Origin of the sequence: Advenella kashmirensis WT001, from assembly GCF_000219915.2 — a bacterium.
GTDB classification, from domain to species: Bacteria; Pseudomonadota; Gammaproteobacteria; order Burkholderiales; family Burkholderiaceae_B; genus Advenella; species Advenella kashmirensis.
The window spans coordinates 3,582,427-3,597,780 of the sequence record NC_017964.1; the positions used below are offsets into that span (position 1 = coordinate 3,582,427).

Annotated in this window: 10 protein-coding genes and 3 pseudogenes; 7 read left to right on the forward strand and 6 right to left on the reverse strand. The window is 49.3% G+C overall.

The features are described from left to right. Positions 1-1,322: 1,322 nt before the first annotated feature. Together TKWG_RS27290 and TKWG_RS22760 are read right to left on the reverse strand one after the other, a co-directional pair. Positions 1,323-1,994: a MamI family restriction endonuclease gene (locus TKWG_RS27290; RefSeq protein ID WP_014751977.1), complete on the reverse strand. Its 672-nt coding sequence runs from the start codon at positions 1,992-1,994 to the stop codon at positions 1,323-1,325. Next, positions 1,975-2,202, reverse strand: coding sequence for a helix-turn-helix domain-containing protein (locus TKWG_RS22760; protein WP_014751978.1), 228 nt, complete (start codon positions 2,200-2,202; stop codon positions 1,975-1,977). Before TKWG_RS22760 ends, TKWG_RS27290 begins: the two co-directional genes overlap by 20 nt. Before the next feature lie 94 nt (positions 2,203-2,296). On the opposite strand from TKWG_RS22760, the pseudogene TKWG_RS27295 reads away from it, so the two are divergent. Then, positions 2,297-4,157 (forward strand): annotated as a pseudogene (locus TKWG_RS27295) (N-6 DNA methylase). Between the two features lie 358 nt (positions 4,158-4,515). Here TKWG_RS27295 and TKWG_RS22765 read toward each other — a convergent pair. Then, entirely contained in the window at positions 4,516-4,689 is a 174-nt protein-coding gene (locus tag TKWG_RS22765; RefSeq protein ID WP_081489405.1) for a PAAR domain-containing protein, read from the reverse strand. A 536-nt stretch (positions 4,690-5,225) separates the two neighbouring features. Then, the gene (locus TKWG_RS16820) at positions 5,226-5,507 is read right to left on the reverse strand and encodes a transposase (RefSeq protein WP_041709605.1); all 282 of its coding nucleotides are present in this window, start codon (positions 5,505-5,507) and stop codon (positions 5,226-5,228) included. A 633-nt stretch (positions 5,508-6,140) separates the two neighbouring features. Here TKWG_RS16820 and TKWG_RS16825 point away from each other — a divergent pair. The 4 genes and pseudogenes from TKWG_RS16825 to TKWG_RS16840 all read left to right on the forward strand — a co-directional run bounded on the left by TKWG_RS16825 (position 6,141) and on the right by TKWG_RS16840 (position 10,232). After that, positions 6,141-7,913 (forward strand): hypothetical protein, encoded by a 1,773-nt coding sequence (locus TKWG_RS16825; RefSeq protein WP_014751983.1) that lies wholly within the window; start codon positions 6,141-6,143, stop codon positions 7,911-7,913. A 206-nt stretch (positions 7,914-8,119) separates the two neighbouring features. Further along, the gene (locus tag TKWG_RS25385) at positions 8,120-8,821 is read left to right on the forward strand and encodes a TIR domain-containing protein (RefSeq protein ID WP_238534216.1); all 702 of its coding nucleotides are present in this window, start codon (positions 8,120-8,122) and stop codon (positions 8,819-8,821) included. A 163-nt stretch (positions 8,822-8,984) separates the two neighbouring features. Continuing rightward, positions 8,985-9,524 carry a hypothetical protein gene (locus TKWG_RS16835; RefSeq protein ID WP_014751985.1) on the forward strand — a complete coding sequence of 180 codons (540 nt, stop codon included), beginning with the start codon at positions 8,985-8,987 and terminating at the stop codon, positions 9,522-9,524. A gap of 82 nt (positions 9,525-9,606) precedes the next feature. Further along, positions 9,607-10,232 (forward strand): annotated as a pseudogene (locus TKWG_RS16840) (tyrosine-type recombinase/integrase). Between the two features lie 108 nt (positions 10,233-10,340). Here TKWG_RS16840 and TKWG_RS16845 read toward each other — a convergent pair. Continuing rightward, positions 10,341-11,336: a hypothetical protein gene (locus TKWG_RS16845; protein WP_014751988.1), complete on the reverse strand. Its 996-nt coding sequence runs from the start codon at positions 11,334-11,336 to the stop codon at positions 10,341-10,343. A gap of 946 nt (positions 11,337-12,282) precedes the next feature. Here TKWG_RS16845 and TKWG_RS16855 point away from each other — a divergent pair. Together TKWG_RS16855 and TKWG_RS16860 are read left to right on the forward strand one after the other, a co-directional pair. After that, complete coding sequence (locus TKWG_RS16855) at positions 12,283-13,149, forward strand: TIR domain-containing protein (protein WP_014751990.1); 867 nt, start codon at positions 12,283-12,285, stop codon at positions 13,147-13,149. A gap of 59 nt (positions 13,150-13,208) precedes the next feature. After that, the gene (locus tag TKWG_RS16860) at positions 13,209-14,513 is read left to right on the forward strand and encodes an SIR2 family protein (protein WP_014751991.1); all 1,305 of its coding nucleotides are present in this window, start codon (positions 13,209-13,211) and stop codon (positions 14,511-14,513) included. Between the two features lie 119 nt (positions 14,514-14,632). Here the strand turns inward: TKWG_RS16860 and TKWG_RS16865 are convergent. Beyond that, positions 14,633-15,331, reverse strand: a pseudogene (locus TKWG_RS16865) (tRNA-uridine aminocarboxypropyltransferase). Positions 15,332-15,354: the final 23 nt, after the last annotated feature.

A 15,354-nucleotide genomic window follows, 5' to 3' on the forward strand; every position in this document is an offset into this window, starting at 1 on the left:
TGGATTGTGCAATCCATTATTCAATGAACGGCCAGCCATAATCGGTCATGCCAAAGACGCATAGGCCACCTTTAGAATTAGCGTTAGTGATTTCACGTGCTTTTTGTAATAGTCTTTTCTCGCACTATCGTTAGCGGTTTCACGTGGATATCAAAGTTATCCACACTAGTAGTAGTTCACTGATGATTCATATGGTGGTTCTTGGTATGACATAGCTATGTCATGGGGGGCCTGACACAGCCATGTCATGGAGGGGATGACACAGCTATGTCACCGACCCCCGCGAATTTCGGGGGGAGGGTGACAAATTGACAGGGTAGTTATTCACACTCTGGTAGTACGTATTTATACTTCGTAAGATCCCTGATTTGACTAATTTTTACTTTTCTCTGCTCCAACGACTATCTCGAAATATAGCCGTTAGCGATTTCACGTGTGGTTATTCTCAGCGTTCGATAACTGCCTGCTAATACATTCAGCGATACAAACAATGCATCATAATTGCACCATATCTGCATCATTTTTGCATCATCGATACGACTCGACCTGAACGAGCGCACCATACCCGCACCATCATTGCATCATTTTTGCACTATCGTCGAGCTATGCTCGACGGGATAGTTATGACCCTCCGAATGTCCCTTAAAAGGGCCATTCCATAGCTCAAATTTCCTTAAATTCGGGCTATACACAATACGCACCTTGCAGTGGCATCAAGCACTTGATTTATTTAATATTTTTTTAGGCCAGCAACCTCAGTGTAGTGCACAGCCACTACGAAAATGCCCGAAACCCGCATGAATTATGATAGTTTGGCAATACGGGTGACACTACGATGAAGTGACGTTGGAAAATCGAGATCGTGGTCTATCAAGCAGGAGGCGCTCTGCCCACGTACGGTTACGATAAAGTATCCGGCGTATGTGAAATCAATAACGCTGTCCCCTGCCAATAGAATTAAGCCACGCCTTGGAAAAATTCGCAGCAGACTGCGGCCGGGCATAGCTTCACTCTCCCAAGAATCTGATGATGACGCTAACCGGAGAGGTCGGTGAGCAAACAGAAATTTTCCAATGGATGACAAAAGACGATTTACTTACTGCGGGTACCAACTCTGACACTACCCAAGCGGTACCGTTTTATGTACATTTCTTAACTCACCATTGATTGTTATAGGAGTTCGATTCCGGCCCCGGCACCATGAGTTTTACTTAGTGGCGCAGCCACCAGTCGGCTCGCCTCATTGGTGTACGACAAGTAACCACTCAAACTTTATGTTGCGGTACACAGTCCGATATTCAAAACCTCGGGTGCAAACGTGATCAGGCGGTAACGTTCGCTTTCGCCGTCGGAACGTCTGCGCAGAAGTAAAGTGGGTACTCTAGGTTACCGCAAGAGTTTCTAATTACATTGCTGTCGTTACGGCGAGGAGGATGAAGCTGGAAATTTGTCGACGAAATTTCATCCGCCGTTCTTTTGTCGTACCAATTTGTACAAATCCCACGAAAAAGGACATCGTGCTGTGGCCGAACCACCCAAATACGACACCGAGCAGTATCTCTAATCGTCTGATCCCATAACACCAGATAGAGGTGAGGCATCACGTCAAGGCTTTCTATTTTGTCAGAAGTTAGAGCCTTGGTCCCAGCCTTAATTACCCCATTAAATCGCGGGGTGTCTATCGCTTTCCAAGTATTTGCGCCTTTAACGTCTGAGCCATCAGCCAGATCTGCCCCTTTCTGCCGCGCTAGGCCGTTAATCCCTGATAAAACGCTCGCCAGTATTTGCGACCATCCCCTTGTGTCCATTGGGACCGGATGACCAGTCTGCGAAGCGAAAGGTTCCACGTCGTAAAACGCCTCATAATGTAAATCCAGCAGTGAAAGCGCTGCGGCCGTAGGATTTGATGCGTGACGTGGATGGCCGGGGTCCAATCCAGGATCAATTATCGAAGGCGCGTCAGCAAAGGTAGTTTCACTCGTCAAGTCGTTCATATTGCGTAATTAGAAAGGAAAGCTTTTCTCCTAGCGCGTCCGCTAATTTCTGTAGAGTTTCGATAGACGGTACTGCTTCCCCGCGTTCAATCTCTCCTAGAAAACTGCGACTCACACCAGCCAGGTCTGCCAGAGCTTCTTGAGAGAGCCGACGCCCCTCACGAAGCGTTCTAACACTTCGTCCGATTTTGATAGTTATGGTAGACATTTTTATAGTGTGCTGGAAACATCTACTTGCAGCAACGCGGTTTAGCTGGCAAAATAGATTCCAATCAAAAGAATGCTATGGAAAAAGGAATGGTATGGAAACTTCATTATCTGCGCCGGATTCGCTAACTGACGGATACAGCTCGGTGTATCTGAGCTTGACCGCTTTGCGAGAGACCTTTCATCGTTCTGGCCGTCTGGACGACTCGAACGCAAAACTCGATGAAATCGCGAAACTGTTTGCTACTTACCTTGCGTATAAGCGTGGACTCATTGCGGAGTTCCCCGCCCCTTCCTCCTCTGTCCTTGTCTCGGAACTACAGAGTGCATTTGAGACAGCAGCAAGATTGCCTCAATATCAGTGGAAGAAGTCCGGGCGCTCAATATTCGGCGAACACCCGAAGCTAGCACTTAGGGCTGACGACCAATCGCTAGCGCATGAGCTTACTTTACTTATACGTCAGTGCGTTGATCTTGCCTATCAAGCCAAGGAAAATGGCGATCCTTTCGATATTTTGAATGAAACTTTTGGGCACTTCGTCCGAGACAATTTCAGGGGAAATGTTGAAGACGCCCAATACATGACGCCTCCGGAAGTTGTTGATTTCGTAGTCGACATGGCATTAAACGATATTCAAAGCGATTCACAAAGCCGGTACTTAACGGTACTTGACCCCTCTTGTGGGGTCGGCTCATTTCTCACAACATTCTACTTTCGGTCGAAAGCTAGGTGTCTAGATCTTGAGAAAATCCGGCTCATTGGCCAGGATAAGGTCGAGCGAATGGCTCGGCTTGCAACGATAAATTTGGAATTGTTTGATGTAAACGAGCACCGGATAGAAATAGGGAACTCTCTGGTTCGAGGATCGGCTTTAGACGAATTGAACGACGGTGTCGACCTGATTCTAACCAACCCCCCTTTTGGGGCTCGCTTTTCTAGCGAAGAAGTACGTACGGATTGCGGCGAAAACACACCGTTTTTCAGCTCATTGACAAAGGTCGGTCTGTCAATCGATTCCGAGCTTTTGTTCATTGATCGAAACCTTAAGCTACTCCGCGATGGAGGACGTCTGCTTATTGTCATTCCGGATCGGCATTGTCTCAGCAAAAGGAACCGCAGCAATTCTACGTCAACATCTTGCAAAGACAGCGACATTAAAAGCGATTATTGAGCTACCCGCGGTTACATTTGCTCAAGCGGGAACGCGAACGAAGACGTCAGTCTTATATATCCAGAAGGGACGTAGCCAAGCTTCTTCACATGTGTTCATGGCAAAGGCTACGGACCTGGGTTTCCAGGTTTCGTCACGTAAAGGTATTCAAATCAAGCAGCGAAAGGGGATTAATCAGCTTCCTCAGATTCTCGATGCCTACAGCGCGGCACAGTCAAAGCAGCTGACTTCTTCCCAAGTTCTAAATCGTGATCCTTCTTGTGTTTCAGTCGAAGAATCTGAGGTTCTACGTTCGAGCTGGACTCCTAGCCACTACAGTGCCCAACGTCTTGAGGCGATCGCGTCCGTACAGTCGGCGAAAGACCTCGATATGGTTGCACTGCATGAGCTTGTCGACTTCTGCGGAGAAGCCAGGCGTAATGAACGCTGGATGCCCGGTATGGCGTACGTATCTGTCTTACATGTTCTTGGTGAAGGACTTGTAGACACCGCTGGAGCCCAAACATATGCGCCTATAACTCCCGGGGTACCGACGCAGCCCGGCGAGATACTTGTTGCAAGGATAAACCCTCGCATTCCGCGAGTTTGTATGACGCCTGATTTCGAGAAGAAGACGCTTTGTTCTTCCGAATTCGAGGTGCTAGCTGCCAAACCGGGGATCGACTCATACTTGATTGCTTATCTATTGTTAAGCGAGTTAGTTCAAAGTCAGATCCGTAGTCTTACATCAGGACATCAGCTTCACATAATCGTATCCGTACATCTGAACTTGCGAACGTTATGATTCCGCTTCCACGCCCAGGTAGTGTCCGAGCTTCTCAGCTGGAGAAGTTGGCTTCCGAATACAGGTCAACCCTTGAGGCGATGTCTCGGGCTTCTGTGAAGCTAGCCTTTCTACGAGGCAGCGAATCTCAGTTCCTAGGAACTTCCCTCTTTTCTGAGCCTGCGTCATAATATTGAGCAGAGAATCGAATCGGATTGTCAACATCGGCAGCAATCTGCTTGGCTACTTTACCATAGGCATCCAGGTCAGCTGCCCACACGATTTTACGTGGACCGTCATATTTCCTGAATAACAAAGCCAACTCAATTGCCGCCAAAACCTCGAGCGTAGGACTATAAACTTGGACAAAGTCAACGTATTACACTGTAGGGCCTTCGTCCGGAACAATTAACTTGGCACCACAACTTGTCGTGCCACCATGGCAGGCTATACGTCTGCCATCAATCGTGGCTAGAGCACCATCTGTGATGAAGTCTCCCGTTTCCTGGCTAGTAGTCTTGTCACCAACGCGTGCTATCTTTCTGCCTTCAATCGTGAATGCTGCGGTTGAGCTGCAATCATATCGTCATAATAACTGCACACTGCACTATCGCCTACACCATTCCAGTCCCATTTGTCGAGCCCCATAGGATCAACAGAGGTTAACGGATTATTGGCCACATATTGGTAAGCCAGAACAGAATCCCCCGCTGCCTTCTATCGCTCACCTCTATCTACTGTCCGTCTGTCTTTTAATTACTGTACCGAATTTCGGTACAGTACAAGTACGCTCATAGGTTCTCGACAATTTCGCCAAATTACGCTAACCTACTGATTAACAATTACTTTTACCTACTTTAACTTACGCTCAGCTTTACCACCTTTCTCTATACAAACACCTTAAAGCGCAAACTCAAAATCCCCCGCCGCAAGGCGTGCCGGTTCGATTCCGGCCCCGGGCACCAGCAGCTAGTTATTCCAATTCCTCAAGCTCCTCTGCATCCACTTCGATTCGCCCCTGGTTAAAACGATGGGTGGGCATCATGACGTAATCCAGCGGGCTCTACGCCAAAATCGGGGGATGGGTATTCACCAAACTCGATTGATCACTCCATTCCAGCCGCATTGAGCTAATACTCGCAAGCGGTAATTCTCAAGATCTCTGAACCCAAACGCACGTCGCGAAAGCATTTCCATTTTAGTATGGAAGCCTTCGGTGATGCCGTTGGATTTGGAAAAACGCCACACCCTCACAATCGGCTCCAGCCACGACTTGAGCGTACCGGCCAGTGCCTGGGCGGGACTGTGGGCGAACTGCTCCAGTAGCGCAAGCAACCGGGGCTGCATCTTGGCGGCTTGCTTGGCCCGGATGTTCTTGGCTCTACTCCCGGTACCCTCGCCCGTTCCCTACGCTTTGGTTCGAGCTGCTGCCTCCGGTACCGCCCTTGACTCATCTTCCAGCCAAACCAGCAGGACTGAATGCTCGCAATGTTCTTTGGTTGCACGGATGACGGGTCAAGGGGTTGGCGCGGCGGGAGTGCCCACACGCTGCGCCCGGGGTAGGAGTGCAGGGCCAACGGCCTATAACCCTGCCCCTCGAGCTCCCGCCGGCGAGGGTGGAGAGTCCAGAGAGGCAAAGCCTCTTTGGGAAGTGGCCTCGTTCGCAAATAGCCGGGATAGCCGTCAATCGGGGAAATCTATTGATTGGCAGAAAAACGGGATAATTTCTGCGCAAAGCCTTTTCTCGCGGTCTTGCCTCAAAGTGACAAAAAAATCCCACATATTGTAATATAACATTACATAAAGTACGGAGGCAACCATGGCTGAGAACTGTACGCATGAAACAGGACGAAGCCAAACGATATCGCCGGGATTTGCATTACATGTGCACTCCAATGTTTAGATGTGGTGGAAATCTTGTAAAGGCGCTGACTCAGAACCGTCTGCTGTCGGTCAAGAACAGTCATCCGTGAACGGCTCGTGTTTGGCACTTAAGAAAGAACAATGATGAATGAAGAGTGGACTCTCCAGAAAAAAGAAACTCGCCGCGCCTTCTCCAACGCGACTTGGGTGCCATTGAGGGCATCCGCCGCTGATGAGAATGGGGATGTTAGGGAGATAGGCTTCGTCAGCGATGTTTTTGCATGTGGGTCTGTTGCGTTTCCACCAGAGCATCGGGGATTAGTTGATGAGCGCTTAAGCTGGAGTGATATCGGCATCGGCCATGACGTGACTCCGTATGCTTATAAGGATGGCTATTACTCATCCATTGAGCAGTACCAATACAACGATAAGGAACCAATCGGTTTTAACCTCGTCTTTGAGCATCCTCAGCCGGTCGTTGGGGGAAGATTATGGATATTGAATCCTGATTTAGTCGTAGCACTCCGCTTGATAAAGGAAGGAACAAACTGGGTAAGACCAGAAGAGAATTTCGTGGTAGTGGCTCGCGAAATTCTTGATGAAAACGGCAAGCATCGTCTGATCGAGATCAAGCGAGAATTTCTCCTTGACTATCTGGCAGCAAGAAATCTTTCACTTCGCCTCTCTTATTACCGCCAAAGAGTGGAAAATGTGCCTCTTCTTGAGTGTGGCGCGTACGCAAATCTGAACGACCAGAAAGAGCAGCGAGACGGCGGGCGATTTGAGCTCCGAATTCGCAGTCTAAATGACGTCTTCGGAGGAAGCTGGGCCGTGTTCCGAGCTTGGCGAACTGACGTCGATGAAGATGAGGACGCTCCAGTGATGGGGGCGGAAAACGATGGCAACACCAGCCATGAAAGCTCGCAAGGACATCGCGGCGGTTATGAAGGTGTCCGGGTAGAAGGCGAATTTTGGCGAGATGAATGGATTGACCATCAATCGCAGAGCATGCGAGTTCGGGCGGATGCAGACACAAATCTCCCTCAATTCATCGTCGAGACTGATGGCGCGCGCATGCTATCTTCAAAATTGGATGATGAAGAAATTGGCCGATGGCTGTGGTTCCGATCTAGTGTAGTTACTGAGCTTCTTAATAATCGAGGCTTTTCACTTGAGTGGTATACGGCAGAAACTGGTGGCATTCTTTCAACCTGTGGACATAAGACTCATTTCGGAATTAATTCTTCCGATTTGATTACTGTCTATGCTTATGATGTTGCCCGCTTGGCCTCTTGGGAACAGCATATTTGGGCCGCGCATAACGTTGTTCCGGAAGGGAAAGTTTCGAGTGAGTTGCTGGCCGCACAAGTCAAATCTCAACCGGCATCTACACATGCCGTAGAAGTCATGCTATTCCGGAGTATGCGGATGCTTGAAGCGAGATTTCAGGAAGAATACGGAATTTCGCTGTTCACTCATGATATAGATGATGATGCCGCGATGCAGCAAATTTCCAGATTTACGAGCAAGGATCAAGCCTCGCTGCTGAGGCTAGCGAAAGAACTTGTCCGTGTGTTCTCGGATCGACTTAATGTGCGCGATATTCTCAAGCATTCAGGCTACGCAGAGAAGGAAAAACTTGGTTCAAATAAGCTGCTGCAATATGTATTGGCCAAAAAGGTTGGGGCCGAGAAAGCTCGCCAAATCTTTGCAGAGATTGCTGGCGCATATGACATGCGCGTCGGCGATGCGCATCCGACCGGATCAAAAGTTGCAGATTCCATCAAGCTTGCTGGAATTGACCAGAGCCGTTCGCACCTGAGGCAAGGTGAGCAACTGATTCATAACTTTGGGCGATCTGTTTGGTTGATAGGCAGATCGCTTTTTGGGCAACCGGAAGACCCGAATAGCTAGGAAGAGTCGCCCCTCGCGCTTCCAGCTAAACGTCGAGATATCCGATTTAGCAAAAAAACTCCGGTGGACAATCAGCTATGAGCATAAAATTCCTGCGTACTCCTTTTGAGAAGGCTAACTACTTAGCTACTCTGCTTACCTCCCACGCGAGCGGCAGAAAGGCTGATACGAACGAGTACAGCGTCCTCAGGCAGGAACTTTTGTCCATGCCTGATATCGAGCAACTGGTTCCTTCATTTGTTCGAGTAAATCGCGACTTGACTTCTTTTTGGCACTTTATACAGCCCAAATTCAAGACCTACCTGGAACGTAGAACGTACATTTCCGAAGAGTTCACCGGGTTGCTGGATTTCTTAGAGTTCGGACAGTCGGCAGGGAGTTCCGCCCAAAAGTCGGGTCCGAAGCCCTCCGTTATGGCACTCCCTTCCGCAAAAGGTGTTGCCACCGGGCCTGTAACGCGGAACAAGCGAAAAGTCTTCATGGTGCATGGTCGCGATAATGAAGCGAAGCAGGAAGTGGCGCGTTTTGTTGTGGAGCTCGGACTTGAGCCAATAATTCTGCACGAGCAGGCCAGTTCAGGCATGACAATTATTGAGAAAATTGAGCGCTATACCAACGAGTCGGACTTCGCCCTCGTCCTTTATACCGCATGCGACCATGGACGCGGTATTCACGAAACGACAGTTGCTCCGCAAAACCGCGCTCGGCAAAATGTGGTATTTGAACATGGGTATTTAATGGCAAAACTCGGCCGTGAAAATGTATGTGCGTTGGTGAAGGGAAAGATTGAGACACCTAATGACATTAGCGGGGTTGTATACGTTACACTTGATGGCTACGGTGGCTGGAAGAACGCGGTAGCGAAAGAATTGAAAGCCTGTGGCTACTTCATAAAGGGGTGGAGTTAGCCTCGCAGCAAGCAGTAGAACTTGGCTGACAAAATCTAGTTTTTTGATGTCTGATGCGGGTCGGTTTTGGACCTCAGGCTTTGGTTACCGTCGGGCATGAGCCGTCATGGATTGTTGGAAAGCTAAAACATAAAATAAGAGAATCGAAAATGAGGTATTGGCAATGACTTTTCGTGTTCACTTTTACGCAGAGCAAGCATTTTTAGCCCAAACGAAAGCGATGCTTGATAGAGGTTGTAGCGATGAAGAACCTGAAACCGCAGCCATGTGCATCTTGGCTTGTGTATCAGCAGTAGAAGCACTTACCAATAGTATTCTCTCGAAGGAGATTAATTTTCGCCACTTTGACGAACTGAGAATCACCTCAAAAATTGAGCAAATTCAAATTTTTGGCGGAACTGAGCCAGATTGGGGCAATGATCCGTGGCAATCCGTTCGCCGCCTAATAAGAATGCGTAACTGGCTAGCCCACTACAAAGAGTACGACATAGGTTTAGTCAATAACGATTTTGAATGGACTCGTGACACTGAGAACAAAGCTCCGCGCATTGATCCGTACAGAGAATTGACATTTGAAAACGCAAAAAATTATTACGATAAATCTAGGGAGGCCCTGTACATACTGGTGCAAAATTCAGGAGCAAATGAATCGAATTTTGACTTCTTACAGACTGAACAATACATGCCATTTCTAGTTGGCTGAGTGAATGCATCGCAGCTTTGGGTCGGATAGCGACCCTCCGTAGGTGCAAACGCAATCTCCCTTTACCCGAAAGGAGATTGTCATGGAATCCGAGAATGTCACCGTTGGCCGTCGTGTACCATGGAACAAGGGCAAACTCACCGGGCAGAAGCCGCCACTAAAGCTCCGAGAAATTTGGGCTATCCGAACGAGAGTCCAGATGGCGTCGAACGTCCGGGAACTCGCAATGTTCAATCTCGTAATCGATAGCAAGCTTCGAGCGTGCGATCTCACGCGATTGCAGGTGCAGGACGTCCGTCACGGAAGCCACATGGCCGCAAGAGCCACCGCCATGCAACAAACGACCCAACGACCGGTGCAATTCGAGATCACGGAGCTAACCCGTGGGAGCCTTGAAGCCTGGATCGAGGCGTGAGGACTAAAGGCGGCGGATTTTCTGTTTCCGAGCCGGTTGCATACGTCGCCGCATCTGTCCACACGGCTGTATGCCCGGATCGTGCATCGCTGGGTCGCCTCGATTGGCCTAGACGATACCGCAATGGCACCCACACTATGCGCCGTACAAAAGCTTCGCTGATTTACCGCAGGACGAAGAATCTTCGGGCTGTACTGTTGCTGCTCGGGCATACGAAGCTGGAAAGCACGGTTCGCTATCTCGGCATCGAGGTCGACGATGCCCTTGAGATGGCAGAACAAACCGAGGTTTGATGCATCCCGGCCGGCAAGCAGTCGCTTGCCGGCCAGAAACAGCTACCCGCAAAAAACTGAATTCACGGCGGTGACCCTTGGCAGTGACTTGGCGAAAATTAACGCAGTTCAAGGCGAACAACGGGCTAATAGTGCTATCCCGAGCCGTTCTATCAAGCCTGCGAATTCTAGCGCAGCACCTTCTTTGATTAATAGCCGTTGTCCAACCTCGTAGGTTGTATCCCCGCTGCGTACAGCATAATCGTTATCAACGATACCCTGCTGGTGTGCAAGAAGGTGGCGTTGCTGATAGTAGATACGCAGTCGTGCCAGGGCTGAGGCCTCCAGTAGCTGAGAATACGAAAGTCCGAGCTCTGCCTCCCACAGTGCAGAGCCAGCATCAATATTCTGGAAAGCGTTGCGCCGCGGCTCTTTGCCGGTTCGAGCTTCATACAACTGCTCAGCAAGCCGCTGGAAAGAAGTAACTGTGTCTAAAATGGCTTTTTCCAGCAGAGTCCGTGTCATCACCTCAGCTTCGTCGGGCCCCAGTACTTCGCGCAGCGATCCACCCAATGCAGCCGAGGTTCGGATAGTCGCTAATGTTTGGAGAAAGGTATGGCTCGCCGAATTTTTTCCGCAGCTCGGACAAAAGTAGGCAGCGCCAACGTAGGAGTATCTGCACGCGCAATTGTCGCATCTGGTTCGTAGCCGCATCGGTTCCGCTGCAGCTACCGGTAAAAGAACAGCATCCTTTCCTTCTTTGACGGCTAATGTGACGCTGAGGAAAGCGCCTGGCTTTTGCCGTCGTTTAGAGGCTTGAGCGTCTGCTCGCATAGCGCCGTTCAGGCCGTTGACCACGGAGCCCAAAGCGTACTCCTTCGCCGCTTCGATCTGCGCGGTTGTGTACCATGATTTCGCTGGAGCAGCGTGCCTGCAAGATGGACAGAAAACCTCTTCGTCCCTCACGATATTTGTCCAATCATCACCGTAGATCTTGAACTGGAACAGGCACGCCTCTGCGGGACACTCTTTATCGGAGTAGCCCTCCGCGTCACCTTCAATGGGCACAGAAACCTGCTGAGCGGCAGCCAATCGACGAAGCTCTCTCTGCAAATGTTCAAACATGCGATACCGTCCTGTTTTATCCAGCGTTAACGAATAAATACCACGAGACAAGTGATGCAGCTAGCTCCCTGAAACTGAGCTGCCTAAGCCGGCTGCTGCCCCTCGCCAAGGCCGTTTAGGGTCGTGTACAGTCATCTGCGCTAGGCCACGTCTACGCTGTACCGAAATTTTGGTACAGCGATAAGTTTTCACCGGATCAGTTAAAATACGCTAACCTGCTGATTTAAAATTAGTTTTACCTATTTCAACCTACGCTAGAATTCGCCCCATTTCCCTGTAGAGACACTGTAAATCACCGACTCAAATCCCCGGCCGCAAGGCGTGCCGGTTCAACTCAGAGCCGCGTCACCAAAATAAGAGCAATCACTTAGGTTGATTTTCCGGCTTGCTTCCTGAACGTCATGTTTTGGCCCTTATACGGTCAATGTTGATCTCAAAACCGCACAAACTGTTCTAATCCTCAAACGAGGCCTCTTTGCCTATCACTGGTTGCCTGGACATAACAAGACTAAATCGGTTGACAAACTTCAAAAAGTCATCCGCCGTCATGTCCTCGATTTTCGCTATCCGGACTTGTATTAGCCTTGAGGCGTTTCTAATCGCCTCGGCAACGGATTCAAAACCAGAGCTATCGAACAGCAATATTTTTATGGATTTAAACCTTTCGCCACTATAAAACTTGATACCAAAGACTGATTCATGTTCTTTTAAATCATGGTGTTTTTTTAAGATAATTATACCGATTATTGTTGTCGGCATCATCTGCTGCGACCAGGCAGTTATCAGGTTTGTAATCGTCGTATTGCGCATGCGCAGTAAAGCGGCCCATATGAATCTCCGATCCGGAATTGGTTGTAAAATGTAATACTTTACAAGTTATTTTACAAGTAGATATCGGCAATTACCCTGTAGACCCATTCAATGGCGAACAGTAAGGAATAATCAAGTGAGGAAGGCAACACCATCAACTGCGAATCAACCAAAGATTTCTCTGGATGAAGGACAATTAACGCGAGGGATAGAGCGACTTCAACAACGCATAGCAGATCTTGATGCAGTTGACCTGCACACGGTGCAGAGTGGGACCTCTCCGGAGCTTAAGGCTCTTGAACGTAGTATCGAAGACACTTTAGAGCGATGTTTTGGAGCGGACACAACTGCCGCAAAAAGATACAGCGAGGCATATAATCTTCATTACCACCCGACGGTATGGATTTCAGGTATGCCCGATCCCGACTATAAAAGAATTACAGGGGAAAAAATAAGCGATGCCAAGGCATTGCTCAGACAAGCGATCAACACATTACATACGGATCTAGAGGACCTTGAAACTGCCGTGCCTGTCGGCGTTCCTTCGCATTCGAGTGTAGCAGTCAATGCGCATAGAGTGTTCCTTGTTCACGGACATGATGAAGCCGTTCGAGAAACGGTTGCTCGTTTCATCGAGAAGCTAGGTATTGAAGTAATAATCCTTCATGAGCAAGCTAATAGCGGCCGAACAATTATTGAGAAAATAGAGTGGCACTCTGGCGTGGGAATGGCGGTCGTGCTGCTAACACCAGATGATGTTGGAGGTAAGACTGGAGAGGATCTGAAGCCCCGTGTTAGGCAGAATGTCCTATTGGAGCTTGGATATTTCATAGGAGTGTTGGGCCGTGACAAAGTTTGCGCTTTAAAATCGGGCAACGTGGATATTCCAACCGACTTCGCCGGCGTAGTTTGGACGGAAATGTCTGGCGAATGGAGGACGGCTCTTGCCCGTGAGCTCAAAGCAGCAGGTTATGAAGTCGATTGGAATAAAGTAATGATTTAGCCTGCGAATCATAGAGAAGATGAACTGCTTGTGACTTATTTAGACGTAGGAGCTAACAATTGAGTGAGTATTTCGAGATCGCATATGCAACTGCATCTAACAGACTCTGCCTGTTCACTGGCACTGGTTTCTCAAAAGCCGTAACGGAAAACGATGCTCCAAGTTGGCAGGGGCTACTCGAATCAGTCTGTGATGAAGCGCCGAATCCGACAAGCCTAAAGGAGGCACTTTTCCCGTCAACAGGTAACAATCCCCTTGATTTGGAAGAGGCCGCTCAAGTTATCTCTATAGAACTAACAAACGTCGGAAAGAGCATCCACCATGAGATCGCGAATCAGATCCGGCAATTAACTCTAAAAGGCGATACATCAGACCTCGTGAAGTTTCTCGGCACCAGATCATTCAAAGTGATCACAACCAACTACGACAAACTTTTGGAGTCATTGGCGGGCAACTTGAGCTGCCAATCGCTAACCCCTGGGCTACCGATCCCACGGTCTCAGGCAAGGGTCAAGATCTATCACGTTCATGGCTCAGTGGATTCACCAGACAACATGGTCGTGACATCAGATGACTATTTCAAGTTCATCAATGCCGAGTCTTACTTCTCTAGAAAACTTAGCACCGTCCTCCATGAGAATACTATTGTAATTATTGGCTATTCACTGGGCGATACAAACCTCAAGGCAATCATCAGCGACTATAAGGGGTTCTCCCGCAATCATGTCATTGGCTCAAATATATTCTTGGTATCGCGATCCACAGTGGCTCAGCACATCAAGGACTACTACTCTCATTGCTACGGAATTCGGGTAATTGATCAGACCGAAGTAGCGAGTTTTTTCCGCCAGCTAAACGCTGCGATGCCAGAAGCCGAAAAGAGAATGGCTGATTCGATCGATAACATTCGTAAAGTCATTTTTGAGAACAACAGTTTCACAAAAAACTATCTCCGGATAGAAAATACCTTCTTCGAGATCGTATCCTCCTTAGCTGCGATTGGCGTCAGCATCAACCACACGCGAGTCGTGAAAATGTTTGGAGAAGTTATCAGCACCAAAATTGAACTCACTCGGGAGAACGGGGCATGGGATCAATATGAGCATCTAGCCCGTTGGCTAATCTATTTGGCCAGCATCCTTGACCTAAAAGGAACCTCCATAGAGAAAACCTTTCTGGATGCGACGTTGATTTCAATGAACACCATGAGACGTGAACTTTATGTTGGCTACTCTTGGCACGCTTATAAGTCGTGGGCCAATCGTTGGTCGGGAGTGATTGGCTCGAACCGGACGTTGATTCGGAATTATATCGAGACTCACACTACTTGGGCAGATGCACTGGCGGTAGTGAGGGGCGTCTAAATCAGAATCTTCCATCTAGAGAGCATATCGTGACTTGCCATTAGACAATAACGTAAGCATCCGACGAGGCCACCCGCTTAGCGCAAGGCACTGTAGGCCGCCTTACCACATTACACCCCTCATCTATTCGTATAATTTCGCCTATATACCTCTTCCCCCATCGCCTGCACCTGCTGCGCGACCTGCGCCCTGAAGGGCGCCAATAAACGATCGAAACTTTGCTCAGGTTCAAGCAGCGACAGGCTACGCGCAATCGCTTCAATGGTGGACACGGCAGCAGGCTGGTTCGTCTTGCGTATCCGGTATTCCGACGGCATGCCAGGGGGCGAGGCTCAGCCGAGGCAGTGTGTCCAGCACCGGTTGGCGCCCACTATTTTGCGTGCCTTGCGCCAGGTGCCGTCCGGCACGATTAGCAGCGACGAGGCAGGCTCACCGCAAGAGGAAGTGGAAACGGCAGCAACCTGCGCGCTGCTTGCTTCCCGCTGCGGAAAGAGCAGTAACACACGGCCCGCTGCGGCAACGATGTCATCCAATTGCGGAAAATGCTCGCCCACCAGCAACTGTGCATTAAGCAGCCCCATCACCGCCAGCCGGGCGGTATTCAGGGGGTGGTTCGCCTCATCCGGGTGTTGCAGCACCAGTACCTGCGTGCGGTTAGGAATGCGACTTATATACGCACACAGGCAATGCGATGCAGGCCGCTGGCAATGCTCGCAACGAGGACGAGGCAACTTTTTCAACTCAGACATATGCGCCATTATACAAGGCCTGACGCACTGAGGAGCGGCCACGCTGGCCGCCTGCGAACCCGAAGTCATTCTGGCTGGTAGCACCTACATAG